Annotated in this window: 23 protein-coding genes; 12 read left to right on the top strand and 11 right to left on the bottom strand. The window is 64.3% G+C overall.

Annotation, left to right across the window (positions count from 1 at the left end; all coding sequences use genetic code 11):
* Position 1 precedes the first annotated feature (1 nt).
* From glcF to CHB90_RS09080, 5 genes are all read left to right on the top strand, one after another.
* Positions 2-1,285, top strand: coding sequence for a glycolate oxidase subunit GlcF (gene glcF, locus CHB90_RS09100; protein ID WP_089277555.1), 1,284 nt, complete (start codon positions 2-4; stop codon positions 1,283-1,285).
* A gap of 156 nt (positions 1,286-1,441) precedes the next feature.
* Entirely contained in the window at positions 1,442-2,164 is a 723-nt protein-coding gene (locus CHB90_RS09095) for a trypsin-like serine peptidase (RefSeq protein ID WP_089277554.1), read from the top strand.
* On the top strand, positions 2,161-2,967 hold the full coding sequence (locus CHB90_RS09090) for a trypsin-like serine peptidase (RefSeq protein ID WP_089277553.1): 807 nt from the start codon (positions 2,161-2,163) through the stop codon (positions 2,965-2,967). Before CHB90_RS09095 ends, CHB90_RS09090 begins: the two co-directional genes overlap by 4 nt.
* 133 nt (positions 2,968-3,100) lie before the next feature.
* Positions 3,101-3,580, top strand: a complete 480-nt coding sequence (locus tag CHB90_RS09085) for an Hsp20 family protein (protein WP_089277552.1) — start codon at positions 3,101-3,103, stop codon at positions 3,578-3,580.
* A 107-nt stretch (positions 3,581-3,687) separates the two neighbouring features.
* Positions 3,688-4,602, top strand: coding sequence for a LysR family transcriptional regulator (locus CHB90_RS09080; protein WP_089277551.1), 915 nt, complete (start codon positions 3,688-3,690; stop codon positions 4,600-4,602).
* 83 nt (positions 4,603-4,685) lie between these two features.
* Here CHB90_RS09080 and CHB90_RS09075 read toward each other — a convergent pair whose 3' ends face one another.
* The 4 genes from CHB90_RS09075 to CHB90_RS09060 all read right to left on the bottom strand — a co-directional run bounded on the left by CHB90_RS09075 (position 4,686) and on the right by CHB90_RS09060 (position 10,615).
* Complete coding sequence (locus CHB90_RS09075) at positions 4,686-6,845, bottom strand: esterase-like activity of phytase family protein (RefSeq protein WP_089277550.1); 2,160 nt, start codon at positions 6,843-6,845, stop codon at positions 4,686-4,688.
* Between the two features lie 216 nt (positions 6,846-7,061).
* Positions 7,062-9,164 carry a vWA domain-containing protein gene (locus tag CHB90_RS09070; protein WP_089277549.1) on the bottom strand — a complete coding sequence of 701 codons (2,103 nt, stop codon included), beginning with the start codon at positions 9,162-9,164 and terminating at the stop codon, positions 7,062-7,064.
* Positions 9,161-9,691 (bottom strand): RNA polymerase sigma factor, encoded by a 531-nt coding sequence (locus tag CHB90_RS09065; protein ID WP_089277596.1) that lies wholly within the window; start codon positions 9,689-9,691, stop codon positions 9,161-9,163. Before CHB90_RS09065 ends, CHB90_RS09070 begins: the two co-directional genes overlap by 4 nt.
* Positions 9,692-9,829: 138 nt before the next feature.
* The gene (locus tag CHB90_RS09060) at positions 9,830-10,615 is read right to left on the bottom strand and encodes an alpha/beta hydrolase (protein WP_089277595.1); all 786 of its coding nucleotides are present in this window, start codon (positions 10,613-10,615) and stop codon (positions 9,830-9,832) included.
* 80 nt (positions 10,616-10,695) lie between these two features.
* Here CHB90_RS09060 and CHB90_RS09055 point away from each other — a divergent pair, with 80 nt between their 5' ends.
* The 3 genes from CHB90_RS09055 to CHB90_RS09045 all read left to right on the top strand — a co-directional run bounded on the left by CHB90_RS09055 (position 10,696) and on the right by CHB90_RS09045 (position 13,976).
* The gene (locus CHB90_RS09055) at positions 10,696-12,162 is read left to right on the top strand and encodes an NAD-dependent succinate-semialdehyde dehydrogenase (RefSeq protein ID WP_089277548.1); all 1,467 of its coding nucleotides are present in this window, start codon (positions 10,696-10,698) and stop codon (positions 12,160-12,162) included.
* Positions 12,162-12,524 (top strand): hypothetical protein, encoded by a 363-nt coding sequence (locus CHB90_RS09050; RefSeq protein ID WP_089277547.1) that lies wholly within the window; start codon positions 12,162-12,164, stop codon positions 12,522-12,524. The genes CHB90_RS09055 and CHB90_RS09050 overlap by 1 nt, the downstream gene beginning before the upstream one ends.
* A gap of 249 nt (positions 12,525-12,773) precedes the next feature.
* The gene (locus CHB90_RS09045; RefSeq protein ID WP_089277546.1) at positions 12,774-13,976 is read left to right on the top strand and encodes an aminopeptidase P family protein; all 1,203 of its coding nucleotides are present in this window, start codon (positions 12,774-12,776) and stop codon (positions 13,974-13,976) included.
* A gap of 67 nt (positions 13,977-14,043) precedes the next feature.
* Here CHB90_RS09045 and CHB90_RS09040 read toward each other — a convergent pair whose 3' ends face one another.
* Entirely contained in the window at positions 14,044-14,595 is a 552-nt protein-coding gene (locus CHB90_RS09040) for a hypothetical protein (RefSeq protein WP_089277545.1), read from the bottom strand.
* Between the two features lie 117 nt (positions 14,596-14,712).
* Here CHB90_RS09040 and CHB90_RS09035 point away from each other — a divergent pair, with 117 nt between their 5' ends.
* From CHB90_RS09035 to CHB90_RS09025, 3 genes are all read left to right on the top strand, one after another.
* Positions 14,713-15,045, top strand: a complete 333-nt coding sequence (locus tag CHB90_RS09035; RefSeq protein ID WP_089277544.1) for a hypothetical protein — start codon at positions 14,713-14,715, stop codon at positions 15,043-15,045.
* A gap of 108 nt (positions 15,046-15,153) precedes the next feature.
* Positions 15,154-15,423, top strand: coding sequence for a hypothetical protein (locus CHB90_RS09030; protein WP_089277543.1), 270 nt, complete (start codon positions 15,154-15,156; stop codon positions 15,421-15,423).
* 14 nt (positions 15,424-15,437) lie between these two features.
* The gene (locus tag CHB90_RS09025) at positions 15,438-16,052 is read left to right on the top strand and encodes a DUF1523 family protein (protein ID WP_089277542.1); all 615 of its coding nucleotides are present in this window, start codon (positions 15,438-15,440) and stop codon (positions 16,050-16,052) included.
* Positions 16,053-16,060: 8 nt separating this feature from the next.
* Here CHB90_RS09025 and CHB90_RS09020 read toward each other — a convergent pair whose 3' ends face one another.
* The 3 genes from CHB90_RS09020 to CHB90_RS09010 all read right to left on the bottom strand — a co-directional run bounded on the left by CHB90_RS09020 (position 16,061) and on the right by CHB90_RS09010 (position 20,614).
* On the bottom strand, positions 16,061-16,933 hold the full coding sequence (locus CHB90_RS09020) for a dimethyl sulfoxide reductase anchor subunit family protein (RefSeq protein ID WP_089277541.1): 873 nt from the start codon (positions 16,931-16,933) through the stop codon (positions 16,061-16,063).
* The gene (locus CHB90_RS09015) at positions 16,933-17,682 is read right to left on the bottom strand and encodes a 4Fe-4S dicluster domain-containing protein (protein WP_089277540.1); all 750 of its coding nucleotides are present in this window, start codon (positions 17,680-17,682) and stop codon (positions 16,933-16,935) included. The genes CHB90_RS09020 and CHB90_RS09015 overlap by 1 nt, the downstream gene beginning before the upstream one ends.
* A 118-nt stretch (positions 17,683-17,800) precedes the next feature.
* On the bottom strand, positions 17,801-20,614 hold the full coding sequence (locus CHB90_RS09010; RefSeq protein ID WP_089277539.1) for a molybdopterin oxidoreductase family protein: 2,814 nt from the start codon (positions 20,612-20,614) through the stop codon (positions 17,801-17,803).
* A 233-nt stretch (positions 20,615-20,847) separates the two neighbouring features.
* Between CHB90_RS09010 and CHB90_RS09005 the strand changes: the two genes are divergently transcribed.
* Complete coding sequence (locus tag CHB90_RS09005; protein WP_089277538.1) at positions 20,848-21,699, top strand: phosphate acyltransferase; 852 nt, start codon at positions 20,848-20,850, stop codon at positions 21,697-21,699.
* A gap of 4 nt (positions 21,700-21,703) precedes the next feature.
* On the opposite strand, the gene CHB90_RS09000 is transcribed toward CHB90_RS09005, so the two are convergent.
* The 3 genes from CHB90_RS09000 to CHB90_RS08990 all read right to left on the bottom strand — a co-directional run bounded on the left by CHB90_RS09000 (position 21,704) and on the right by CHB90_RS08990 (position 25,615).
* Positions 21,704-22,858: an acetate/propionate family kinase gene (locus CHB90_RS09000; RefSeq protein ID WP_089277537.1), complete on the bottom strand. Its 1,155-nt coding sequence runs from the start codon at positions 22,856-22,858 to the stop codon at positions 21,704-21,706.
* A 3-nt stretch (positions 22,859-22,861) separates the two neighbouring features.
* Complete coding sequence (gene xsc / locus CHB90_RS08995) at positions 22,862-24,655, bottom strand: sulfoacetaldehyde acetyltransferase (RefSeq protein ID WP_089277536.1); 1,794 nt, start codon at positions 24,653-24,655, stop codon at positions 22,862-22,864.
* Between the two features lie 120 nt (positions 24,656-24,775).
* Positions 24,776-25,615, bottom strand: a complete 840-nt coding sequence (locus CHB90_RS08990) for an SHOCT domain-containing protein (RefSeq protein WP_089277535.1) — start codon at positions 25,613-25,615, stop codon at positions 24,776-24,778.
* Positions 25,616-25,636: the final 21 nt, after the last annotated feature.

Here is a 25,636-nt window from a genome sequence, read left to right as displayed (position 1 = left end):
CATGCAGACGAATTTCACCGACGAGCAACTGACGGACGCGGGCACCGCGCGCGCCAACCAGATCCTGCGCAGCTGCGTGCATTGCGGGTTTTGCACCGCCACCTGTCCCACCTATCAGGTGCTGGGCGATGAGCTGGATAGCCCGCGCGGGCGCATCTACCTGATCAAGGACATGCTGGAGAACGAACGGGTTCCGGACGAAAAGACGGTCAAGCACATCGACCGTTGCTTGTCCTGTCTGGCCTGCATGACCACCTGCCCGTCGGGGGTGCATTACATGCATTTGGTCGATCATGCGCGTGAATATATCGAAAAACACTATGACCGCCCGTGGCACGACAAGGCGCTGCGCTGGACGCTGGCCAAGATCCTGCCCTATCCGGGGCGGTTCCGGCTGGCGCTGCTGGGGGCGAAGGTCGGCCGGCCCTTTGCCAAATGGATGCCAGACCCCCGGTTGCGTGCGATGTTGGAAATGGCACCAAAGACCATTCCCCCGGTCAGCCGCAACGATGACCCGCAAAGCTTTGCCCCCGAGGGCGGGAAAAAGATGCGCGTGGCCCTGATGACCGGCTGTGCGCAAAAGGCGCTGAACACCGACATCAACGACGCTACCATCCGCCTGCTGACGCGGCTGGGCTGTGAGGTGGTGGTGGCCAAGGGCGCGGGCTGTTGCGGCGCGCTGACCCATCACATGGGCAAGACCGATGAGAGCCACGCCAGCGCGGCGCGGAATATCCGCGCCTGGACGACAGAGATGGCGGGCGACGGACTGGATGCCATCGTGATCAACACCAGCGGCTGCGGCACCACGGTCAAGGATTACGGCCACATGTTTGCCCAAGATCCACTGGCCGGGGACGCGGCCAAGGTGGCGGGCATTGCCATGGACATCAGCGAATTGCTGTCGCGGCTGGAGATCCCGCAGGGCGCGCCCAAAGGCCTGCGCGTGGCCTATCATTCTGCCTGTTCGCTGCAACACGGGCAAAAGGTGAAAAACGCCCCCAAAGACCTGCTGAAAAAGGCGGGTTTCGAGGTGGTGGAACCTGCCGACAGCCATCTGTGCTGTGGCAGCGCCGGCACCTACAACCTTATGCAGCCAGAGATTTCCAAGCAGTTGAAGGCGCGCAAGGTCCAGACCCTAGAGGCGAAAAAGCCGGATGTGATCGCCGCCGGAAACATCGGCTGCATGATGCAGATCGGCGGCGGGACGCAGGTGCCGATTGTGCATACGGTCGAGCTGTTGGATTGGGCGACAGGTGGGCCCAAGCCGCGATCGTTGACGTGACAAAAACAGACTGTCTTTGAGGCGAGTTTGCCTCATTTTTGCCCAGATGCCGTGCGTATTTTACATGCAACTGTTGAGGGAGTGTTCGTGCGATTTCTTCTGGTTTTCTCTCTCTGGCTCTTGGGCAGCGCGGCGAGCGCCCAGAGCCTGTTCAGCATGGATTCGGCCCAGGATGGCCGCGGATGGGAGGCGGTTGGTCGGCTTGAGATTGCTGGCACGTCGTTTTGCACCGGGGCGCTGATCGGGCCGCGTCTGGTGGTGACGGCGGCGCATTGCCTGTTTGACCCCGACACCGGGCTGCGGGTGCCGGTGGACGACATGCAGTTCCTTGCCGGGTGGCGCAACGGCCGCGCGGCGGCCTATCGGCGGGTGCGCAAGGCGGTGCCGCATCCGGGGTTTGCCTATGGCCGTGAGGCCGACGCCGACAGGGTGCGCCACGATCTGGCGTTGATCGAGTTGCAACACCCGATCCGCAACACCACAATCACCCCCTTTGCCACCGACATCGGCCCCGAGCCAGGCGATACAGTCGGCGTGGTATCCTATGCCCATGACCGGTCCGAGGCGCCGTCGTTGCAGGAAACCTGTGCGGTGCTGGCGCATCAGGACGGGATGCTGGTGCTGTCGTGTTCGGTGGATTTCGGCGCGTCCGGATCGCCGGTGTTCCGGATCGGGCCGGACGGTCTGGCGCGCATGGTGTCGATCGTCTCATCCAAGGCAGAGGCCAATGGCGCGCCGGTGGCGCTGGCCACGCCGTTGCAGGGGCCGTTGGCGGATCTGCGCGATGCGCTGTCTGCGGATCGCGATCCGGGGGCCGGGCTGGACCGGATGGCGGCGGGGACGCGGCGTGAAACCGGCGCCAAGTTCGTGCGCCCATGAGACGGCTGGCGGCTCTGCTCCTTTGGGCGCTGGCCGCCCCCGCAGCGGCGCAGACCGCCTTTGACGTGATGGACCGGCGGGGTGAACTGTTGGGCTGGGAGGCGGTCGGGCGGATCGACACCGGGCGCAGCTTTTGCACCGGGACGCTGATCGCGCGGGATCTGGTTTTGACGGCCGCGCACTGTGTGTTTGACCGCGACGGATCAGAGGTGCCCGCCGAACGGTTGCGGTTTCGCGCGGGCTATCATCTGGGCACAGAGATCGCGGCGCGGGGCGTGCGGCGCTTTGTGGTGGCCGAGGGCTACAGCGGCGGCGGCGGGCAGCAGTTGAGCGGGCGCATGATTGCAAGGGACGTGGCGCTGTTGCAACTGGACCGCGACATTCACGCCGCCGAGGCAGACCCGCTGATCGTTCACGACGCGCCGGTCGCGGACAGTGCTGTCAGCGTGGTGTCCTATGGCGAGGGGCGCGCCGATGTGATGTCGCGGCAGCGGCGCTGTGACCTGACGGAACGCTTTGCCGGCGGTGTGCTGGAGTTTGACTGCGACGTGACCTTTGGCTCTTCGGGGTCGCCGGTGCTGGTCAAGGTGGATGGGCGGTTGCGCATCCTGTCGGTGATTTCGGCCATCGCGCCGAACCCGTCAGGGGACCAGCGGGCCTATGGCATGGACCTGTCCGATCATGTGGCGCGCCTGCGCAGCCGTCTGCGGCGTGCGGACACCCGCCCCGAGGCGGGAACCGGCGCGCGCCGGGTGCAGGTCGGTGACCGCAGCGGCACCGGCGCGCGATTTGTTCGGCCCTGAGGGTCTTGAAACCGCGCCTGCGCTGTCCAAATTCTAAGTCATCGGGACGCCTGCAACAGGGTTCCGGTTGATCAGGTGCCTGTCCCCGATGGGAAGGCGCACAGACCCAAGGTATCGCTCAACGGAGGATTCCATGCGACATTTCGATTTTGCCCCGCTCTACCGTGCGACCGTCGGTTTCGACCAGATGGCCGACATGATGGACCGCGTTCTTGCCAATGAGACCGCGCAGACGGGCTATCCCCCCTACAACATTGAAAAGACCGCCGACGATGCCTACCGCATCTCGATCGCGGTGGCCGGCTTTGCCGAGGACGAGCTGTCCGTCGAGGTCAAGGAACAGGCGCTGATCGTCTCTGCCCGCAAGGGTGAAAACGGCGACGAGGCCAAGGCGTTCCTGCATCGCGGCATCGCAACGCGCGCGTTTGAACGCCGCTTTCACCTTGCCGATCATGTGCGGGTGCAAGGGGCCATTCATGAAAACGGCATGCTGCACATTGATCTCAAGCGCGAGATCCCCGAGGCGCTGAAACCGCGTCAGATCGCCATTGCGCGGCCGCAAAACGCTGTGACCGTCCAGAAGGACGTTCTTGACGCCGAAACCGTCAACTGACGCACAGACGCACAGACGCACCCCAGAGTGCGCGACATGAGACGCAAGGCCCCGGAGATTCCGGGGCCTTTTTTGCATGAGAGATTGACTTTGCCCGGGGGTTGTCCATGCATCTTCGTATGGATTGGCGCTCTGTTACCTTTGACTGGAACCGCGCGCGGGCCTTTCTGGTCACCGCCGAGGAAGGGTCGCTGTCGGCGGCGGCGCGGGCGCTGGGCATGACGCAGCCGACATTGGGCCGTCAGGTGACCGCGCTGGAAGAGGAACTGGGGCTGATCCTGTTCGAACGGGTCGGTCGCGGGTTGGTCCTGACGCAGGCGGGCACCCAGTTGATGAGCCATGTGCGTGCCATGGGTGAGGCGGCGGTGGGCGTGTCGCTGGCCGCCTCCGGTCAGGCGCAGGCCGCATCTGGCCATGTGGCGGTGACCGCCTCGGAGATCTATTCCAGCTGGCTGTTGCCGCAGATCGCCCGCCGCCTGCGCAAGGTCGCGCCGGGCATCACGCTGGAGGTGGTCGCCTCGAACGAGATTCGTGACCTGAAACGCCGCGAGGCGGACATTGCCATCCGCAACGCCCGCCCCGAAGAGCCGGACCTGATCGCCAAGATGGTGGGAGAGGACGAAGGCGCATTTTATGCCACGCCCGACTACCTGTCCCGGTTGGGTCCGGTGACCGGACCTGCGGATCTGGCGGGTGCAGAGTTTATCGGGTTCAAGGACAACGACAATTTCATCACCGCGCTGCAAAAACGTGGCATCCCGGTGACGCCCGCGCAGTTTCCGGTGCTGGCCTCGTCCCATGCGGTGCATTGGGAAATGGCCCGCGCCGGGGTTGGCATTGGCACCGCGCCCTGCGGGTTGGGTGACACCACCCCGGACATGCGGCGCGTGCTGCCCGATCTCGGCTTTCGCTTTCCCGTCTGGCTGGTGGCGCACCGCGAATTGCGCACCAGCCCAAGGGTGCGCATTGTCTGGGAGTTGCTGGCCGAAGCGCTGCCGGGGCTGTTGCGGCGACCGGAGTAAAAGCGGGGAGCGGATGTGGAAAGACGCCCCGCGATAAATCGCGGAGCGTCGATTTTCGGTCGTCAGTTTTGGGCAAGCAGGATTTACAGCTTGCCGAAGGACCAGAAGAACGTCTCACCCGAGCTGTCGTCGACGCCGTCGTTGTCGGTGGAGACCCAGACGGTGCCGTCCGCGAAGATGGCCAGACCTTCGATCTTGTCCACGATGTAGCCGCCATTGGCCGCCAGATCGGGGATCAGGTCGCGCACCAGTTCCTTGGTCACAACCGGCAGGTCGCCGCCCAGTTCCGCCGGAACCATGTCAGCCGCAGGGATGCGGTAGATCTTTTTGGTCACGGCATTGGCGCCGATCTGGTTGTCGCGTTCGACCACATAGACAAAATCGCCGTGCGCGGTGATTTCCGACAGGCCGACCCAGCCGGTGGCGGGCTCTGCCTTGGCGTAGTGGACAGCCCCCCAGTCGCCGGTGGCGGTGTTGTAGGACACCAATTTGACGTGGTTCTTGGGATCGTCTTTCCATTCACGCTGCACGGCCATCCACAGGGTGTCGCCGATTTTGGTGACGCCCTCAAAGCCAAAGCGGACCTCATTGGCCAGCAGGACTTCGGGCAACATGACTTCTTGGGTGATCTCACCGGAGGCGTCGACATGGTAGAGGGCATGAGGAATGTCGCGGTCTGTGCGGCCCTCGGAGGCGATCCAGAAGCCGCCGTTGCCGTCCAGCGTGATGCCTTCCATGTCCAGCGTCAAAGCCGGGGCACCATCGCGCAGAACCGGCAGAGCTGAGGTGATGCGGGCCGGGGTCTGGTTGGTGTCGACGGTAAAGATGGTTGGCTGGTTGCCATAAAAGCTGTCGTTGACGAAGTAGACGATGCCGTCCTCACCCGCGACCATGCCCGAGTTTGCCCCCCAGCCGATCAGCGTATCGGCACCCGCCGATGTCAGCTGCGGATAGGCGGCGGGGGCATCCTGATAGGCATAGATCATGACATGGGCGCGGACGCCGCCGTCCTCGATCAAATCCGCCTCATTGGCGGTGACAAACAGGTTGCGGCCCGGGATGGCGATGGCGCCTTCGGGGGCGATGCCGGAGGGCAGCAATTGTTTGAACACCGGGTTGGTCGGGTCGGTGGTGTCGTAGACCGATACGGTCGAGGCGCGTTCGCCCAGCACAAAGGCGTAGGGCGTGCCGTCGAACACGGCAAATTCCATGCCTTCGGGTTCCACGCCTTTGGCGTCCGAGCGTGTGTCCGGGTAGTGCCCGGCCTGAATGACGGCGGTTTCATAGGCAGAGCCGGATTCGAACACCACGGTGCCGTCTTTCGAGAAGACAGTGATGGAGCGGGACCCGCCGTCCATGTCACCCTCATTGGCGGTCATGAAATGGGTGTCGTCGAGCCATTGCACGCCGTCAGGTTCACGCAAGCGGCCCAGTTGTTCGCCGGTGAACATCAGCGAGGCGCGGTCATCGTCAGTGTCGATGCGGGTCAGATCCACGGCGCCTGCCGAGAAATGCGACATCACTGTGCCGTCGGTGCCGATCACAACCATGTGGTTGTTTTCCTGCATCGTCACGACGATTTCGCCCAGCGCGTTGACGTCGACAAATTCAGGTTCGGGATCGGTCGGGGCGACATCGGCAAGGCCGGTCACGTCGATTTTCTGGATCGTGTCGCAGGCCATGACGCCGTTGTCGATCATGACCTTGGACACATAGCCCGCGGGCATCTGCGGCACGCGACCGTCACCCAGATCTTCGTCCCGTTCGTTTTCGATGGCGACAACGACAAAGGTGCCGGCATCGTCATGCGCGGTCGAGTCCGGCTGGCCGCCCAGATCGCAGGAGCCGGTGATCTGACGGGTGTTCAGGTCGATCGACAGCAGCTTGCCGCCGGGGGCGGTGTAGGAGGCGGAGGTGTTCACGCCGACAAAGGCGGTGGACCCGATCACGGTGACGGAGGTTGGTTCGCCATCGAGGGCGATGTTGCCCAGCGGTTGCGGGTTGGCCGGGTCGGTGATGTCGATCAGACCGACCACGCCCAGCGGGCTGTCGGTGTAGATCAGCGTCATGCCGTCGCCCGATGCGGCGATGATCTCAGCCGAGGTTTCGCGCGCGGTGTCCTCACCGGCCGCCATGTTCAGCGGGGTCGCGAAAGACGCGATACGGTTGAAGTTCATGTCCGCGGCGGCGGCGGAGGCCGTCAGAGCCAGGGCGCTGGTCAGGCATAGAGTGCGGAAGTGCATGGGGTGTCCCTCTTGTGTGATTGAGAGGGGGAGTGACGCGGGGGCGTAACATCCGCGTGACGATCAGGTGACGGAAATGTCAAACCGGCCACCGGGCGGGAAAAGAGCGCGGCTTTGGTGTCGCTTGGGGTGTTTCTTGGTGCGGGGGACATGGAAAAGCCCCCCGCGCCGCGCGCGGAGGGCCAGAGGTCCAGGGTCAGGCCCGGGGCGCGTGGGTCATTTTTGCAGGCTCTCGGTCAAGCGCATCAGAGTGATCGCCTCTTGGCGGTAACCGAAGGGGTCGTCGCCCTTGGAGGCCTGGGCCAATGCGATGGCGTCGCCCATGCTCCAGTCGCCAATCAGGTCGGAGCCGCGCAGGATCTGGCCGAAACCGGCGATGGCCAGCGCCCAGTTGCCTTCGGCCAAGGGCGCGGCGTCGGCGTTGATCGGGGTTTCGATCAGCTTGCTGGTGTCCTCACCGGGCGTTTTGTAGCGCAAGCGCAGGAAACCCAGCTCACCCGTGTCATCCGGTTTCGGTTGCACATCGCCAGCGGCATAGCGCAGCGGGTCGGTCATGCGGGCAGGAGAGCCGACAGGCGTGATGGCGTAGATCGCCGTCACCTGATGGCCCGCGCCGATCTCACCGGCGTCGACCTTGTCGTTGTTGAAATCCTCACGCTTCAGCGCGCGGGTTTCATAGCCGATCAGGCGGTATTCGGCGACCAGCGCCGGGTTCCATTCCACCTGGATCTTGACGTCATTGGCGATGGGCACCAGCGCGCCGGTCAACTGGTCCACCAGCACCTTTTGCGCCTCGGCCAGCGTGTCGATGTAGCTGGCAATCCCGTTGCCGGTCTGCGCCAGCGCCTGCATGGTGGCATCGTCCAGATTGCCGCGACCAAAGCCCAGCACCGACAGATAGGTGCCCTCATCGCGCTTGTCGGCGATGAAATCCTTGAGCGCGTCGGGGTCGCTGATGCCGACGTTGAAATCGCCATCGGTGGCAAGGATCACGCGGGACACTGCATCCTCATCACCGTCCTTGGCCATCTTGGCGGCGGTGGCATAGGCCTGTTGCAGTCCGGCCTGCCCGGCGGTCGATCCACCTGCATGCATCGACTCCAGCGCCGCAAGAATGGTGTCGCGCTCTGTCGCCTTGGTCGGCGCCAGCGCCAGACCGGCGCTACCGGCGTAGGTAACGATGGCGATGGTGTCGTTTTCGCCCAACTGGCCCAGCATCAGCCGAAAGCTCTGCTTGAGCAGCGGCAGCTTGGTCGGGTTGTTCATCGACCCGGAGGTGTCGATCAGGAACACAAGGTTCATCGGCGGACGGGTATCCGGCAACATGCCCTGCAGGCCGATGTGGACGATTTGTGTCCCGTCCACCCAAGGGCTGTCTGCCACCCCGACATGGGTGGCAAAGGGCGCGTCACCCTCGGGCGCGGGGTAGTCGTAGGAGAAGTAGTTCACCATCTCCTCGATCCGCACGGCCCCTGTTGGCGGCAACATCCCACGGCTGAGAGAATTGCGGATCATCGACCACGACGCGGTGTCCACGTCGATGGAAAAGGTCGACACCGGGGCCTCTGCGGTGACCTTGATCGGGTTGTCCTCTGCGTCGGGGAACGCCTCTGTGTCGGGGTCGGGGCGGACGATCTGATCGGGGACAGGGATTGGCATGGGCCGGGTGGTGGGCACGCCGCCCTCAAAGTTGAACACCCCGGTTTCAAGGCTGACCGACGGGCCAGCCCCCGGTGAAGCCGGGGCTGGTGCGCGCATCCGGGACGCCCCGGCAGGCGCCATGGGCTGCGGCGAGGGCGCAACCATCTGACGTCCAACCGTGGCCGCACCGGGATCGGCGGCGCGTTTGTTCATGACAACCGGCGCATCAAAAGCAAGATCCAGGGGCTCTGCCAGCACTTCGGGCTCGACCGGGGGCTGCTTGGGGGCCAAGGCAACACTGTCGTCAAGTTTGGCGTCGGGCTGAGCGACGGGGTCGACGGCGGGCTTGCCCTCAGGCTTGCTGGCCGGGATCAGCGTGATCTCTGGCGGCTGGCTGTCCTGCAATACCGGGATCAGGGCGACCATGGCGACGGCGGCAATCGCCGTGGTTGCGGTCAGAAGTCCGCGATTTGAAATATTGGCAAACATCTGTTTGGCTCCTCTGAAAATGCCCGCCTTTTCGGTGGGCTCAGAGGTCTGACGCGCCAGATCGGCACTTTCTTGGGTGCGGTCGAAATTTTTCATCGCCAGCGCAATGGTGGCGGCACGCTTGTCCGGATCAGGCCCCGGCAGGCCCGCGTCGAATGCGCGCTTGAGATCGTCCAGATCGTCGCTCATGCCTCGGCCTCCTGCATCGCCTTCAGTTTCTTCTTGGCCTCCGAGATCCGCCAACTGACGGTCCCCTCGGACACCTCGAGGATGTGCGCCGCCTCTGCATGGGTCACCCCGTCCAGAACCAGCGCCAGTGTTTCGCGCAGATCGACCGTGAGGTTTTTCATCGCCTCCATCAACCAGTCGATCCGCTCTGCCGTTTCCGAGATTTCGGCCCGGCGCGCCAGCTCCCAATCACCCCAGCCATCGGCGGCGCGGGCATGGGTGCTGCGCCGCCGGAACCGGTCCCGGGCGGCATTCACCGTGATGCGATACAGCCATGTGGTCAGCTTGGCCTCCCCCCGAAAGCTCTGCAGCTTGGCGGGCAAGGCGGCGCAAATGTCCTGCGCCAGATCCTCGGCCTCTGTCCGGCTGCCGGTGAGTTTCACCGCGTAGCCAAAAACACGGTCATAGACCCGGCCCACCAGCAGGGCAAAGGCCTGCCGGTCACCATTCGCTGCCGCGCGGGCAAGGGATTCGTCGCTGACTTCCATGCGCATCACATGAGTGAGACGCAGCCCGATCCGCAATCCTTGGATACCTTACCCATTTTTTTCACTTCGGCCCGCGCGCTCGTATAAAGGCGCCCCGCAATGGGTATTTTGCACAGAGAAGAAACCCGAAGGTGCGGCTCAGTCCGACAGCAGCCGCGCGACCATCGCACTTTCGGGGTCTTCCAGCGCGTCGATCACGTCCAAATGGTGCCTGCCCGCGTCCACCTCCAGACCACAGCCCCAGACCCGGGACAATTTGCGCGCCTGATCCAGAAAGACGGGACGCTCATCGCCGCCAACCCAGACCGTCACCGGGCAGGCGGGCGGCGGTGAGTAGATCGGGCTCTCGGCGCGCGCCTCTGCATCATCAATCCGCAGGTCCGCATTCATCGAGGTCTGCATCAGCGGCCGCAGGTCCGACAGCGGCGAGATCGGCAGGATATGCGACAGCCGCGCGGCCACCTCCGGGTTCAGCACCGCGCCCATGCGCGCCACCAGATGCCCGCCTGCGGAATGCCCCGCCAGCCGGATCGGCCCCGGTATCTCTGCCGCCGCGACCGTCACCGCACTGGCGACCTGCCGAGTGATGTCGGAAATGCGCACCCTTGGGCACAGGTCATAGGACGGTATCGCCACCGCCCAGCCGCGCGCCCGCGCGCCCTCAGACAGATGCGACCAGCTGGAGCGGTCGAACCGCAGCCAATAGCCACCGTGGACAAAGACCATCAACCCCTTGGGCGCGGTATCAGGCAGGAACAAATCCAGCGCGGCCCGCGTTCCATGCCCATACATCAGCCCAAGACGCGCCCGCCCCGCCACCGACAGTCTTTGACGATAAGCCTCGGCAGCGGCGGTCCAACGCGGGGGATAGGCGTCGCTATCGGGGATATGGGCGGCATTGGCGTAGGCGTCGTCAAGGTCCATCTTTTTCTCCATTTTGGCCCTATACTTCCCCTGCAACGGGTGTTTTGCCTTGGGCAAGACCTGCACGGAGGATTTATCGAATGCGCGACGATGCGACCAATCTCAAGAGCCTTCTGAAAGACCCCAGCCTGCTGGAGCCGCGTGCCTACGTCAACGGCGTCTGGATGGACGGCGATGCCACATTTGACGTCACCAACCCGGCACGCGGCGATGTGATCGCCGAGGTCGCGGATCTGTCGCGCGAAGATGTGGCAGGCGCGGTGGATGCCGCCTATGCCGCGCAAAAGGACTGGGCCAAGTGGACTGGCAAGGAACGCGCCGGCGTGCTGCGCAAATGGTTCGAGCTGATGATGGACCATCAGGACGACCTTGCCACCATCATGACCGCCGAACAGGGCAAACCATTGACCGAAGCCAAGGGTGAGATCGCCTATGGTGCCAGCTTTGTCGAATTCTTCGGCGAAGAGGCCAAGCGCATCTACGGTGAGACGATCCCCGGCCACCAGCGCGACAAACGCATCACGGTGATCAAGCAGCCCATCGGTGTCGCCGCCTCGATCACCCCGTGGAACTTTCCAACCGCGATGATCACCCGCAAGGCCGCGCCCGCACTGGCCGCCGGCTGCGCCTTTGTCGGGCGTCCGGCCGCCGAAACCCCGCTGTCGGCGACGGCCTTGGCCGTGCTGGCGGACCGTGCGGGCATCCCGGCGGGGGTCTTCAACATCGTCACCTCGTCGCGGTCCTCGGACGTGGGCAAGGAGTTCTGCGAAAACCCCAAGGTGCGCAAGCTGACCTTTACCGGCTCCACCGAAGTCGGGCGGATCTTGCTGAAACAAGCCGCCGATCAGGTGATGAAATGTTCGATGGAACTGGGTGGCAACGCGCCCTTCATCGTCTTCGACGACGCCGATCTGGATGCGGCGGTCGCCGGGGCCATCGCGTGCAAGTTCCGCAACAATGGCCAGACATGCGTCTGCGCCAACCGGATCTATGTCCAGGACGGCGTCTATGACGCCTTCGCCGAGAAACTCGCCGCCGCCGTGGGCAAACTCAAGGTCGGGGATGGACTGGACACGGGCACTGATCTGGGACCGCTCATCAACCAAGGCGCCATCGACAAGGTCAAGGAACACATCGCCGACGTGACCGCGCAGGGCGGCAAACTGCTTTGTGGCGGCGAGGTTCAGGAGGGCACGTTCATCACACCCGCGATCCTGACCGGCGTGACCCAGAACATGAAGGTCGCGCAGGAGGAAACCTTCGGGCCGATGGCGCCGCTGTTCCGGTTCAAGGATGAGGATGAAGTAATCGGCATGGCCAATGACACCATCTTCGGCCTCGCCTCCTATTTCTATGCCAAGGATCTCAGCCGCGTCTACAAGGTGGCCGAGGCGCTGGAATACGGCATCGTCGGCGTCAACACCGGCATCATCTCGACAGAGGTCGCGCCCTTCGGTGGGGTCAAGCAATCCGGCCTTGGCCGCGAAGGCAGCCACCACGGCATCGAGGACTACCTTGAGATGAAATACATCTGCATGAGCGTCTGATGACCAATCTCCTCGCGCCCGACACCGGCCCGTCACAAGCCGATCTTGCGGTCTGGCGCGAGGACGCCCGCCATGGCGAAGGATCGCCCTGGCTCACGGCGACGCAGGCCGATGCCCTGGCCCGCTACGCGCTGAAATTCGCCGAAGGCGTCCACATGATGGAGGCCATCGCCCCCCGCTTTCGCGAACCGCCCCGGGACGTGTCCTGGGAAATCCTCGGGGACGACGCAGAGGGGGACAACTGGGACGACCACCGCCTCCCGCAACGGGCTTATGCGCTGTTCCAGAAAAAACTGAACTGGGCGCAGCGCGACGGCGCGGTGCTGCACTACAAGGTCTGGCTGAAGAAAGCCGGCCAATAAAACCTACGCCACGCCCCGGTTTCTTCTGTCCAAAAATATCCCGGGGAGCGCGAGGGGCTGGCCCCTCGCTCCCGAAACCGACACGCGCGCGACGCCCAAGGCCTTGCACAAGCGTCGACAAACCCGCATCCTGCGCGCGGGGTCCGACGATGGCGTCGTCACCAATGCGCCCCTTTTCCGTCCTGAACGCCGGGATCTTGCTTTGCCAGCGCGGCGAGCAAAGAACCGTCGCGCCTCAGGAGGATCATCATGCACCGTCCGCAATTCCACCGCTTTCACCAAGGGGACCGCGTGCTCCCCTTTGCACCTGCGGAATATGACGCCCGGCTGAACGGCCTGCGGCAGGCCATGGCGCAATCGGGGCTGGATGCCGTCGTGCTCACCTCGATGCACAACATCGCCTATTATTCGGGCTTTCTGTATTGCAGCTTTGGACGGCCCTACGCCCTTGTGGTGACCCCCACCGACAGCGTGACAATCAGCGCCGGCATCGACGCGGCCCAGCCGTGGCGACGCAGCCACGGGGACAACATCACCTACACCGACTGGGAGCGGAACAACTATTGGCGCGCGATCGCCTCTGTCACCGGCACGGACACGGCGCTGGGATATGAGGCCGATCACATGACGCTGGCGCAAAAGGCACTGATGGACGCGTTCCTGCGCCCGTCCCGGGCCATTGACGTGGCCACCGCCACCATGTGCCAGCGGATGCACAAATCCGCCGCCGAGATAGACTTGATCCGCCATGGCGCGCAGGTGGCCGATCTGGGCGGCTATGCCATCCGCGACACGATCAAACCCGGCGTGCGGGAAATTGACGTCGCAATGGCGGGACGCGACGCGATGGAGCTGGAGATCGCCAAACGCTTTCCCGATGCCGAATACCGGGACACATGGGTCTGGTTTCAGTCCGGTATCAACACCGATGGCGCACACAACCCTGTCACGGCGCGTGTGCTGGAACGCGGCGATATCCTGTCGCTGAACACTTTTCCGATGATCTCTGGCTACTACATCGCGCTGGAACGCACCCTGTTTGTGCAAGAGGTCGACGACGCCAGCCGCGCCATCTGGGAGGCCAACGTGGCCGCCCATGAATACGGCATGAGCCTGCTGAAACCGGGGGCCAGCTGCGCCGAGGTGACAGAGCAGATCAACGGTTTTTTTGCGGACCGCGACCTGCTGCAATACCGCACCTTTGGCTATGGCCACAGCTTTGGCGTGCTGTCGCATTACTACGGGCGTGAGGCCGGGCTGGAACTGCGAGAGGATATCGACACGGTGCTGGAACCGGGCATGGTGATCAGCATGGAACCGATGCTGACGATCCCCGAAGGCGCGCCCGGCGCGGGCGGCTACCGGGAGCATGACATCCTGATCATCACCGAAGACGGCAATGAGAACATCACCGGCTATCCCTATGGGCCAGAGTTCAACGTGGTGGGCTGAGGCGACGTCTGTCGACACAGGATGGTGCCGGGTGGGTTGGAACCCCACCCGGCACCGATTGTGCTGACTACAACCCAAAATTCGCCATATCGGCAAAGTCCATCGCCTCCAGCAGGGGCCGGGTCTGTTCCGGGTCACCCTCGGTCTGCACAAGGATGCGGTTGGCGACAAGTGCCATCATCTGCTTGTCCTGAACGGCGAATTTCTGACGCTGGATGCGTTCCGTCTTCATCCCCATGACGGCGGCATTGGCGATCATGCCGGACATGCTCATCACCATCGGATTATCCGCCATCAGCGTGATCTTGACCCGCGCGCCACCTGCATCGGTATAGGTCGCCTCTGCGCCGACGCCGCCGCCCATCATGGCCAGACCGGCGCTCATTTCGGTGTTCACCTCGCGGGTCCAGCCGTCCGGCGCGTCGGGCAGATAGCTGCCAAGGCTGGCGGTCTTCATCTCCAGCAAGGCGTGACGCGCCATGTCCAGCTCATCAATCGCGTATTGGATGTCGCCATCCTGATAGGCCTTGAGCGCGGATTCCATCAGGTCGGACACATCGTCCGCCTGCGCGGGCAGCGCCAGAGAGGACAGCATCAAAACGGCAAAAACACGGGTCATGGAAATCTCCCTTGATCGAATCTCTGGACGCATCCTGTCAGACGACCTGCCCTTCGGGCAAGAATGGGGATCGGCGCACCGTTGCACTGGCGGTGATCTGCCCCCATGACTGGGGACATGATCGCAGACCTCCTCTTACCCGCCTTCGGCCTGATGCTGCTGGCCTTTGTCGTCCCGCGGGGCGTCGAGGTGCTGGTGCCGGAAACCGTGACCGGCCTTGTGGTCATGGCGCTGGTGTCGACCCTGTTGTGCTGGGTGTTGGCCTCGGCGGGATTTGCCATGCTTTACGGGGTGCAGGACGGAGGCATTCTGGCGCTGCTGGGTGAGGTGCCCGCCGCCTCGGCGGGTCATTTCCTGCGGCTGGGGGCCAAGGCGGCGCTGATCTGGGCGCCGATCCTGCTGCTGACCGTGTCCACCGCGCCGCGCCGCTGGAAAACCGCCGTTTGGTGACCCGTCTGCGCCAGTCGCACCTCCAGTCGCGCCCGCGCGGGGGGTTTGGCGGTATTCCCCGTTGATTTTTGCCGCCACCCGTATCACGTCAAATACAGGAGGTAGGGCATGTTGGCACTGGCGCGGTTCCTGATCATGGCGGCGGTCGTGCTCACGGTGGTTTATGGGTCGCTGTGGTTCTACCTGCGCGCGCGGCGGCGCGATCTGCTGGAGATCGACTGGGCCGCCGATCCGTCCGAGACGCGCAGTCAGGACGACTATGTTCGGGACGGACTGGAAACCTATGACAAGCGGCGGCATCGGGTGCTTGTGCTGCTCGTCTATATCGTGCCTCTTTGCCTTGTGACCCTCATCGTGTATCTGACCAACTTCAACTAAAAGGCGCCGCACGCATGAAATACGTCAAATGGACCCTGATCGTTCTGTTCTGGACGCTGGTGGCGGGGTTCCTGCACTACACGCTGCCGCAGCATGACGTGGTGCGGATCACCGACACCTATGAAACCCGCGTGAATCCCGGGGAAAACCGCTGGTTCTGGACCCAGGCCGACACCGGCGATGACCCGCTGGCCGCGCGCGACGTGTTCTTTGTCCAGACCCGGCGCGCCAACGATTCGATCATGGTGTACCGCAATGAGGACACCGGCTGGGGCTGGCCGCCCTATTTCAAGTTCGACACCTCGAACCTGCAGGCAGAGGCGGCGGACCTGAAATCGACCTCGGACAATCCGAAATGGGCGGTGATCCGGCACTATGGCTGGCGGAATGAGTTCATTTCGATCTATCCCAACGCGGTGTCGATCCGCCCGGTGGATGGCCCGGACGTGACCATCATCCCGTGGATGAACATCATCCTGCTGAGCGCCTTGGTGGCCCTGTTCTGGGCGCTGCGCGTGCGCTGGCGACGGTTCTGGTCCCGCCGGGTGGACCCGGTTCTGGACGCGGCGGGTGACAGGCTGGACGACGGCAGTGACCGCATCAAGGGGCTGTTCAGCCGGTCGAAATAACGCGCCGCCTAGCGATTGCCGTAGTACAGGCCGACCACATGTTCGGCCTGTGCAAAGAACAGCCAGCGCGACAACAGAACACCCGCCACATGGGACAGCAGCGCGACCACGGCCAGCAGATGGCCAAAAGGCAGCAGCAACAGGACTGCCGGCAGCACCGCCATCAGGACCAGCGCGATAAGCCGCAGTTTCTGCCCGTGTTTGCGCCCGACGACAAAGACCATCTCGCGCAGCAGGTAGTTCGACCCGGTGTGCGGCGGTTCAAACGCGCGGGTCTTGCCGATGGCCCCCAGCCCGGTGGCAGTCTCGATCGTGGAGCCAGAGGCCGCCAGACGCCGATCGCCCGCCAGCCACCAGCCCGCCTGCGCCAGTGCCGCCAGACCGATCAGCACAAGGCCGGTGGTGACGCGCCCCGACAACAGCGCCCCGCCGCCAAGGGCATAAAGCTGGAACAACACCGGCGTCGACCAATGGTACCAGCGCGGCACGGTTTTCAGCTGGGTGTAGATCATCGAGGTTGTGAAAACGGTCGCCAGACAGAGCACAGCCCCCAACCAGCCCAGAACGGTGATTTGCAGGTCCAGGAAGACCAGCAGCGCGGCATAGATCCCCATGACGCTCAGCGCCGCCACGGCCATCCACGCCTCACGCGAGAGCCAGCTGGACCGCCATTGGGTAAACGCCTTGAGCGCGCGTTCCGGGCGGCCAAGGTGCAGGGCCGAGGCCATCAGCCCGCCCACCGCAAGCAGGTATCCGATCAGGAAAAAGGCAAAGGCGACCCAGCCGGTGGGGGCTGTCGGGTCAATGCCCAGCCAGAACAGCAGGCCAAGCCCGAGGCCGGAAAACGTGGTGAAGGCGATGATGGACGGGGCCGGATGCATCAGAGTTTCTCCAGCGTCTTGTCGATCCAGGCCAGAAAGCCCTTGGGCTCTTCGGCCACGGGCTCAAGGAAGGGGGCGAGCACGTCGACCTCTCCTTGCCAGGTGTCCTTGGGGCGGGGCGGCAGGTATTTGTTCACGGGTTTGGTGCCTTGTTCGGGCATCAGGTCGATGCCGCCACGGTCGGCGACCAATTGACTGACGGCGCTGTCTGGATCGCCAAGATCGCCGAAATGCCGCGCGCCCGCCGGGCAGGTGCGCACGCAGGCCGGGGTGCGGTCCTCTTCGGGCAGGTTTTCGTTGTAGATGCGGTCCACGCAGAGGGTGCATTTTTTCATCACGCCTTCGGCGGCGTCCAGTTCGCGCGCGCCGTAAGGGCAGGCCCACGCGCAGAGGCCGCAGCCGATGCAATCCGTCTCATTCACCAGAACAATGCCGTCCTCGGTGCGTTTGTAGCTGGCCCCGGTGGGGCAGACGGTGACGCAGGGCGCGTCTTCGCAGTGCAGGCAGGATTTGGGGAAGTGGATCAGCTGGGCGGGGGCATCCTGTGGCTGTACCTCGTAGCTGTGGACGCGGTTTAGGAAGGTGCCGGAGGGGTCGGCGCCATAGGGGTCCTGATCCGACAGCGGCGCACCGTAGTTTTCCGTGTTCCAGCCTTTGCAAGAGATCACGCAGGCGTGGCAGCCGACACAGGTATCGAGGTCGATCACGAGGCCGAGTTTGCGGTCGGTGGTTGCGGGAAGGTCGGTCATTGTTTGCCCCCGTGATCCAGCGGAGCCGCTGACGCGGCACAGGTTTTGGTGGGCAGGGGGCGCTGCCCCCGTCTCCCTGCGGTCGACTCCCCCGGGATATTTTTGGCCAGAAGAAACATCAGGACGGTGTTTTCCATGTCAGTTGGTCCGGGCCTGGGCCGACGGGGGAGATGAGTTTTGCAAAGGTCGGTTGTGCCTCTGCCGGAGCGGTCGTCTTTTCGATGCGCACGCGCAGGTCGAACCATGCGGCCTGTCCTGTGACCGGGTCGGAGTTGGACCATCTGAGGCCGTCGCCTTTGGGGGGCAGTAGTTCGTGGATGATGTGGTTGAGCAGGAAGCCCCTGGTCGCCTCGGGCGCATCTGGTTTCAGGGCCCAAGCGCCTTTGCGTTTGCCGATGGCGTTCCATGTCCAGATCGTATCGGGGTTGAGCGCGGCCATTTCAGCCACCGGCACGGTGATGTCGCCGTGCGGTGAGGTGATGCGGGCCCAGTCGCCGTCTTGCAGGTCATGGTCGCGCATCAGGCGGGAGGGCAGGTACATCGGGTTGTGGCCGTGCAATTGCCGCAGCCATGCGTTCTGGCTGCCCCAGCTATGGTACATCGCCATCGGGCGCTGGGTGAGGGCGTGGATGGGATAGTTGTCGGGGTTGCCCGCGTCGGGAGCGTACCAGATTGGCAGCGGGTCGAGCTTGTGCGCGATTTGCGCGCGAAGATGTTCGGGGGGCAGAATATCGCCTTTGCCCTCACCGGCGCGCTGGAAGCGGCGCAGCGGTTCGACGTAGAGCTGAAAGATATAGGGGGTGGCGGCATCGAACAGGCCGGTTTGCACGGCCCAGTCCTGATAGGCCGTGTTCCACGGTTTGTAGTATTGCGCCTCTTCCGGGATGTGCATGGTGCAAAAGCCGCCGCCCGCGATATAGCTGTCGATCTGCGCCGCGTTGGGCGCGCCGCGCCCGTGAGTCAGGCCGCTGTCCGACATGCGCCAGCCCGCAAGGGGGCCGATGCCGGGTTTGCGTTCGTGGTTCATGATGTAGTCGGCGTAGTCGGCGTATTTCGGGGCGCCGGTGTCGTCGACCATGCCGAGCAGATTTAGCCGCGCGCCGAGGTCCAGCAGGACCGATTGGAACCCGCGCACGTCGCGGTCTGGTTCGACCACCGGCCAGCGGATCGCGTCGGCGGCGGCGTCAGGTTCCGAGATCGGCCGGTCGAGCAGCGAGATACAGTCGTGCCGTTCCAGATAGGTGGTGTCGGGCAGGATCAGGTCGGCGTAGGCGACCATTTCCGAGGAATAGGCGTCCGAGTAGATGATGTTGGGGATGACGTAATCGCCGTTTTCATCCGTGTCGGTCAGCATTTCCATCACACCGCTGGAATTCATCGAGGAATTCCACGCCATGTTCGCCATGTACAGGAACAGCGTGTCGATCTTGTAGGGGTCGCCCGCGTGGGCGTTGGAGATCACCATGTGCATCAGCCCATGGGCGGACATGGGGTTTTCCCAGGTAAACGACTTGTCGATACGCAGTGGTTTGCCGTCCGCATCCAGCGCCAGATCCTCGGGGCCTTGGGGATAGCCGAGGTGCGGGCCGTTCAGCGGTTTTCCGGGCGTTGCCTTGGCGTGTGGGCGGGGGTGCGCCTCTGCCGGTTTCGGGTAGGGTGGTTTGAACCGCATGCCGCCGGGGGTTTCGACCGCGCCCAGCAAGATTTGCAACACATGTAGCGCGCGCGCCGTCTGGAACCCGTTGGCATGGGCAGAAATGCCGCGCATAGCGTGGATTGCCACGGGACGGCCTATCATTTTCTCATGCCGCTCACCGCGGAAATCGGTCCATGGCCGGTCGAGGGTAATGGCCTCGTCAAAGGCGACGCGCGCCAGTTCTGCGGCCAGCGCGTGGATACGGTCCGGTGTCAGGCCGCAGCGCTCGGCCACCGCCTCTGGCGCGTGGTCGTCCGACAGGTAGCGGTCTGCGATCAGGTGCATGACAGAGGTGTGCGTGACCCCGGCGCGGCGGATGTGCCCGGTGAGGTCGGGCCGCACGCCGGGGGTGTCCCATGCCATCAGCTTGCCACTCGGGCGGTCGATCACCTGCGGTTTGCCGTCCTCATCGCGCAGGAACAGGCCAAAGTCGGGCGATTTCGGATCACCGTTCAGCAGCACCGGCGCATTGGTAAATCGCGCGAGATAGTCGAGGTCGATCTTACCCGCCTTCAACAGGCAATGGATCAGCGACAGGATCAACAATCCGTCGGTGCCCGGCGTGATGCCGATCCAGTCGTCGGCGACCGCGTTATAGCCGGACCGGATGGGATTCACGCCGACGATCTTGGCCCCGCGTTCCTTGAGCCGCCCAATGCCCATTTTGATCGGGTTGCTGTCGTGGTCCTCGGCCACGCCGAACAGCAGGAACAGCTTGGCATGTTCCCAGTCGGGTGAGCCGAACTCCCAGAACGCGCCGCCCATGGTGTAGATGCCCGCCGTCGCCATGTTGACCGAGCAAAACCCGCCGTGCGCGGCGAAATTCGGCGTGCCGTAGGCCTGCGCCCACCAGCCTGTGAAACTTTGCGATTGGTCGCGTCCGGTGAAGAAGGCCAGCTTTTCCGGGGCAGTGTCGCGCAACGGTTTCAGCCAGCCAACAGCGGTTTCCAGCGCCTCGTCCCAGCTGATTTCCTCAAATTCACCCGATCCGCGCGGCCCGACCCGGCGCAGCGGCGCGCGCAGGCGCGACGGCGCGTTGTGCTGTATGATGCCCGCGCTGCCCTTGGCGCAGAGCACCCCTTTGTTGATCGGGTGGTCGCGGTTGCCCTCGATATAGGCGACCTTGCCACCCTTCATGTGGACGTTGATGCCGCAACGGCAGGCGCACATGTAGCAGGTGGTCTTGCGGATCTCGTCCGAGACTTTGGGCGATGTGTCAACCTGTGGCTGTGCCATATGTCCTCCCCATGATCGCGGTGGCGACGCGCGCCGGATCATACATCACTGGTATATCAATTCCGCCGATCCGCAAGTAATCCCCAATCTGTTTCAGTTTCTGCAAAAAACCGAAACCGTTTTCCCAAATAATGGCGAAATTTCGGGGCGTTGACGAAATTGGACAACTCGCTTGATCAGGGCACGGCGGTTCCTGCATTCTCGCCCGAAGGCGGACAGGAAAGAGACCGGGCATGAGTGTATTGGACCGCGCAGTCGATCGGGCGAAGGCACGGCAGGCGCGCGTCGTCTTTCCCGAGATGGACGAGCCCCGCGTGGCTGCGGCCTGCGCGCGGCTGACGGCAGAGGGACTGGCAGAGCCGGTCGGGCTGATCGCGCCGACAGAGGCCATGATCGCGTCGCTGGTCGACGGGCGCGGCCTGAAGGAAGGCGTGGCGCGCCGGATGCTGGACCGGCCGCTGTACCGCGCCGCCGCCATGGTAGCCGCCGGAGAGGCAGTGGCCATGGTTGCCGGGGCCGACGCGCCCACGCGGCGGGTGATAGAAGCCGCGTCTATCGCGATCGGGCTGGCGGAAGGGGTCACGCTGCCCTCGTCGTTTTTCCTGATGATCCTGCCGGACGGGCGGGAATTGATCTTTGCCGACTGCGCGGTGAACGTGGCCCCGGACGCCGACGGGCTGGCCGCCATCGCGCGCGCATCGGAGGCTACCGCCCGCGCACTACTGGGCAGGGCGCAAGTGGCGCTGCTATCGTTTTCCACCGGCACCAGCGGCGCGGGGGACAGCGTTGACCGGGTGCGCCGCGCGGCAGAGATCACCGGCTTTCCCGGACCATTGCAGGCGGACGCGGCATTGAGCCCGGTGATCGCCGCGAAAAAGGGGTTGGGGGCTGGGGATGCCAACGTCTTGGTCTTTCCCGACCTCGATTCCGGCAATATCGCATACAAGTTGACGCAGGAACTGGCGGGCGCGCAGGCACTAGGCCCCATCCTGCAAGGGTTCCGCAAGCCTGTCTGTGACCTGTCGCGCGGCACCACCGTCGACGATATCGTCGCCGCCACGGCGGTGACGCTGGCACTGGGGTGATCCGTCATACCGTGGCCAGCAGGTCACGCGCCGCCTGCGCAATCATGTATTCCTCTTCGGCGGGCAGGACCCAGACGGAAACCTCTGCGTCTTTGGCGTGCAGGCGCGGCGCATTCCGCCTGTTCCTGTCGGGGTCATAGCGCGCGCCAGCCCAGGTCAGACCGTCCAGGATGCCCGCCCGGATCATGGCCGAGTTTTCGCCGATGCCGCCGGTGAAGACGACCGCATCCAGCCCTTGCATCGCCGCAATCAGGCTGCCGGCGTGGCGCTGTGCCCAGTAGATGAAATGGTCGATGGCAAACCGGCTGGCGGGATCGTCTCTGGCCTCCAGCGCGCGCATGTCGGACACCCCGCCGGACAGGCCCGCCAGACCGGCGCCGTGGGTCAGCAGGTGGCGCGCGCCGTCGATGCCGCGCTCTTCGGCAAGCCTCAGCACCACATTGGGGTCGATGCTGCCGGACCGCGTGCCCATGGTCAGCCCGTCGGTGGGCGAATACCCCATCGTCGTCGCCACGCTTTGTCCGTCCCGAATGGCGCAGGCCGAGGCCCCGTTGCCCAGATGAAACGCCAGCACGCGACCGGGCAAGGCCCCGGCCAGCGCCGTCAGCCGCCGGACCACCCCGCCGTAGCTGAGCCCGTGAAACCCGTAGCGACGCAGACCCGCCTCGGCCAGATCGGCGGGCAGCGCATAGCGTAGCGCCACCTGCGGGTTGGTGGCATGGAATCCAGTGTCGAAACAGGCCACCTGCGGCAGATCAGGCACCAGCGTCGCCAGCGCATCCATCGCGGCAAGATGATGCGGATTGTGCAGCGGAGCCAGCGGTGTGCATCGGGCGATTTCCGCCCTCACCTGCGGCGTGATGTGCGCAGGCTGCGTCAAACCCGGGCCGCCATGCACCACCCGGTGACCGACAACGCGCAATCGGTTCAGCGCCACGCCTTGCGCCTCCAGTGCCTCCAGCAGCGCCGCCAGACCGCCGCGATGATCCGGCGCGTCCACGTCGCGGCGCGCCGCACCCAGTTGCAAACGCGCCCGAGGCCCCAGCCCTTCGACCCCGCCGCGCAGTACCTCCCGCAGGCTGCTGTCAAAGACAGCGCATTTGATCGACGACGACCCGACGTTCAGGACAAGGACGTCGCCACCCGTCGGGTCAATCATGGACTATTCCGCAGCCTTCGCAGGCTGTTGCGGGACCATGTCGCCGGCACTGATGCCTGCCACCACAACCGGCTTTTTCATCGCGTCCCGGCGGAACGGCTCACCCAGCTCCTGATTGATCATCGCCTCGATCAGGGTGGTTGTGCCGTGTTCCATCTGGTCCTTGATGGCGGTGGCCAGCGCCGCTGTCAGTTCATCCATTGTACGGGTGACGACACCTTTCAGCCCGCAGGCCTTGGCGATCCCGGCATAGCTGACCTGCTCATCCAGTTCGGTGCCGACAAAGTTGTCGTCGAACCAGAGGGTCGAGTTCCGCTTTTCCGCGCCCCACTGGTAGTTGCGGAACACCACCTGCGTGATCGCGGGCCAGTCGCCGCGACCGATGGCGGTCAGTTCGTTTACCGCGATGCCAAAGGCCCCGTCCCCGGCAAAGCCCACCACCGGCACCTCCGGGCAGCCGATCTTGGCCCCGACGATGGACGGCAAGCCGTAACCGCACGGCCCGAACAGACCGGGGGCAAGGTATTTGCGGCCCTCGTCAAACGACGGATAGGCATTGCCGATGGCGCAGTTGTTGCCGATGTCGGAACTGATGATCGCCTCGCGCGGCAGCGCGCTCTGGATGGCGCGCCATGCCATGCGGGGGCTCATCCAGTCGGGTTTGTCGGCGCGGGCGCGTTGATTCCATGTGGTGCCGGGGTCGTCGTCCTCATGGGTCATCTCGGTCAGTTGCTGCGCCCAGCGCGATTTCGTCTCGGCGATCTTTGCCTTGCGATCAGCGCGGCCCGTGTCCCCCGCCGTGTCGGCCAGTTGACCAAGGATACCGCGCGCCACCTTGGCGGCATCGCCCACGATGCCGACGCTGACCTTCTTGGTCAGACCGATGCGGTCGGGGTTGATGTCGACCTGAATGACCTTGGCGTCGTTTGGCCAGTAGTCCATGCCGTAGCCCGGCAGGGTCGAAAACGGGTTGAGCCGGGTGCCCAGCGCCAGCACCACATCGGCCTCGCGGATCAGGTCCATCCCCGCCTTGGAGCCGTTGTAGCCCAGCGGCCCGGCAAACAGCGGGTGCGAGCCGGGAAAGGCGTCATTGTGCTGGTAGCCGACGCAAACCGGCGCATCCAGACGTTCGGCCAGCGCCATCGACGCCGCAATGCCGCCCGCCGACAGGACCACGCCCGCGCCGTTCAGGATCACCGGGTTTTTCGCATCCGACAGCAACGCCGCCGCCTGCGCGACAGCGTTTTCGCCGCCAGAGGAGCGTTCAAAGTCAATTGGCTCGGGGATCTCGATGTCGATCACCTGGGTCCAGAAATCGCGCGGGATGTTCAACTGGGCCGGGCCACTGGCGCGCTTGGCCTGCGCGATCACGCGGGTCAGCACCTCTGCCACGCGGGTCGGGTCGCGGACCTCTTCCTGATAAGCCACCATATCCTCGAACAGCTTCATCTGTTCGACTTCCTGAAAGCCGCCCTGACCGATTGTCTTGTTCGCCGCCTGCGGCGTGACCAACAATAGCGGCGTATGGTTCCAGTAGGCGGTTTTCACGGCGGTGACAAAGTTGGTGATGCCCGGTCCGTTCTGGGCGATCATCATCGACATTTTGCCGGTCGCACGGGTGTAGCCGTCCGACATCATCCCGGCGCTGCCTTCGTGGGCGCAGTCCCAGAACTTGATCCCTGCCTGTGGAAACAGATCGGAAATCGGCATCATGGCAGAGCCGATGATCCCGAACGCATGTTCGATCCCGTGGCGCTGCAGCACCTTCACAAAGGCTTCTTCGGTGGTCATTTTCATCGGCCGCGTTCCCCAAGCAAAGGTGCCGGCAAAAAGCGCCGGCGGTTTTGGGGCAATCTACCGGCGGCATACGCCGCCGGATAGGGCCAGTTGGCAGAGCCGGTTAAGGCCAGATCGCGATTACAGGCGCGACAGCAGTTCGGACTTCTTGGAGGCGAACTCATCCTCGGACAAAATGCCCATGTCACGCAGGCTGCCCAATTTTTCCAGCGCGGCAAAGATCTGGTCCGAATTGCCGCCCTGCTGTGCCGGAGCCGGGCTTTGCTCTGTCGGCATCGGCTCTGGCTGCTGCTGGACAGGCTCTGGCTCGACAAAGACCGGGTCGGGCTGCGTGGTGAACGACGGCTCGGGCATGCTGCCCTGCCCCGTGACCACCGGCAACTGGTTCAGGTAAACGGTGCCGAACTGGCTGGTGAAGGTCCAACTGGCGTCGCCTGATTGCTGTTGGCCCACGCCGCCAATCAAATGATCGCCGGTGTCATAGACCGTGACCTGACCGTTCAGGTTCACCGCCAGACGCCGCGCCTGCGGGAAGATCGCGTAGCTGAGGTTGTTCTGCGAGCCCTGCGACGAAGGCTGGCCCAGATCCGACGGCCACCACGACCCAAAGCTGCCGCCGGAGAAGGTCATCGACGCGCCGCCCTGCTGCTGGCCCTGATAGCTGCCCTGCGGCTGCGGTTTCGGGGCGTAGAACGTGCCCTGAAAATAGGCGTTGGCAATCTCGCCACACAGGTTGTTGACCGTGTTCTTGAGGCCGTTGTTGAACATGTCGCCGACCATGGTCATGCCGCCGGACTGCCACTGGCCCATGCCGCCCAGTTCGGGAATGTTGAACTGCGCCTGCGAGCCGCCGCCGCGCGACACGGCGTCCATCATCGAGAGAACGGCGTCAGGGCTGAGGCCGTAGTTCTGGCTCAGGCGGGATTGCACGGCTGCGCCGTGGTCGGTGAGGGGGGACATGTCAGGCTCCTGCCGATTCTC

The sequence above is a fragment of the Antarctobacter heliothermus genome (genome assembly GCF_900188425.1).
Lineage (GTDB): Bacteria > Pseudomonadota > Alphaproteobacteria > Rhodobacterales > Rhodobacteraceae > Antarctobacter > Antarctobacter heliothermus.
Note: the sequence above shows the minus strand (reverse complement) of the source record. Positions and strands in the feature narration are given on the sequence as shown.

Excerpts from the sequence above, each read along its gene's own strand:
- glcF (WP_089277555.1), top strand. The coding sequence starts at position 2 with ATGCAGACGAATTTCACCGACGAGCAACTGACGGACGCGGGCACCGCG.
- CHB90_RS09070 (WP_089277549.1), bottom strand. The coding sequence starts at position 9,164 with ATGAGCGACGATCTGGACGATCTCAAGCGCGCATTCGACGCGGGCCTG.
- xsc (WP_089277536.1), bottom strand. The coding sequence starts at position 24,655 with ATGAAAATGACCACCGAAGAAGCCTTTGTGAAGGTGCTGCAGCGCCAC.
- CHB90_RS09040 (WP_089277545.1), bottom strand. The coding sequence starts at position 14,595 with ATGACCCGTGTTTTTGCCGTTTTGATGCTGTCCTCTCTGGCGCTGCCC.
- CHB90_RS09025 (WP_089277542.1), top strand. The coding sequence starts at position 15,438 with ATGAAATACGTCAAATGGACCCTGATCGTTCTGTTCTGGACGCTGGTG.
- CHB90_RS09000 (WP_089277537.1), bottom strand. The coding sequence starts at position 22,858 with ATGATTGACCCGACGGGTGGCGACGTCCTTGTCCTGAACGTCGGGTCG.
- CHB90_RS09095 (WP_089277554.1), top strand. The coding sequence starts at position 1,442 with ATGGATTCGGCCCAGGATGGCCGCGGATGGGAGGCGGTTGGTCGGCTT.
- CHB90_RS09015 (WP_089277540.1), bottom strand. The coding sequence starts at position 17,682 with ATGACCGACCTTCCCGCAACCACCGACCGCAAACTCGGCCTCGTGATC.
- CHB90_RS09085 (WP_089277552.1), top strand. The coding sequence starts at position 3,101 with ATGCGACATTTCGATTTTGCCCCGCTCTACCGTGCGACCGTCGGTTTC.
- CHB90_RS09065 (WP_089277596.1), bottom strand. The coding sequence starts at position 9,691 with ATGGAAGTCAGCGACGAATCCCTTGCCCGCGCGGCAGCGAATGGTGAC.
- CHB90_RS09080 (WP_089277551.1), top strand. The coding sequence starts at position 3,688 with ATGCATCTTCGTATGGATTGGCGCTCTGTTACCTTTGACTGGAACCGC.
- CHB90_RS09020 (WP_089277541.1), bottom strand. The coding sequence starts at position 16,933 with ATGCATCCGGCCCCGTCCATCATCGCCTTCACCACGTTTTCCGGCCTC.
- CHB90_RS09045 (WP_089277546.1), top strand. The coding sequence starts at position 12,774 with ATGCACCGTCCGCAATTCCACCGCTTTCACCAAGGGGACCGCGTGCTC.
- CHB90_RS09060 (WP_089277595.1), bottom strand. The coding sequence starts at position 10,615 with ATGGACCTTGACGACGCCTACGCCAATGCCGCCCATATCCCCGATAGC.
- CHB90_RS09075 (WP_089277550.1), bottom strand. The coding sequence starts at position 6,845 with ATGCACTTCCGCACTCTATGCCTGACCAGCGCCCTGGCTCTGACGGCC.
- CHB90_RS09055 (WP_089277548.1), top strand. The coding sequence starts at position 10,696 with ATGCGCGACGATGCGACCAATCTCAAGAGCCTTCTGAAAGACCCCAGC.
- CHB90_RS09035 (WP_089277544.1), top strand. The coding sequence starts at position 14,713 with ATGATCGCAGACCTCCTCTTACCCGCCTTCGGCCTGATGCTGCTGGCC.
- CHB90_RS08990 (WP_089277535.1), bottom strand. The coding sequence starts at position 25,615 with ATGTCCCCCCTCACCGACCACGGCGCAGCCGTGCAATCCCGCCTGAGC.
- CHB90_RS09050 (WP_089277547.1), top strand. The coding sequence starts at position 12,162 with ATGACCAATCTCCTCGCGCCCGACACCGGCCCGTCACAAGCCGATCTT.
- CHB90_RS09005 (WP_089277538.1), top strand. The coding sequence starts at position 20,848 with ATGAGTGTATTGGACCGCGCAGTCGATCGGGCGAAGGCACGGCAGGCG.
- CHB90_RS09010 (WP_089277539.1), bottom strand. The coding sequence starts at position 20,614 with ATGGCACAGCCACAGGTTGACACATCGCCCAAAGTCTCGGACGAGATC.
- CHB90_RS09090 (WP_089277553.1), top strand. The coding sequence starts at position 2,161 with ATGAGACGGCTGGCGGCTCTGCTCCTTTGGGCGCTGGCCGCCCCCGCA.
- CHB90_RS09030 (WP_089277543.1), top strand. The coding sequence starts at position 15,154 with ATGTTGGCACTGGCGCGGTTCCTGATCATGGCGGCGGTCGTGCTCACG.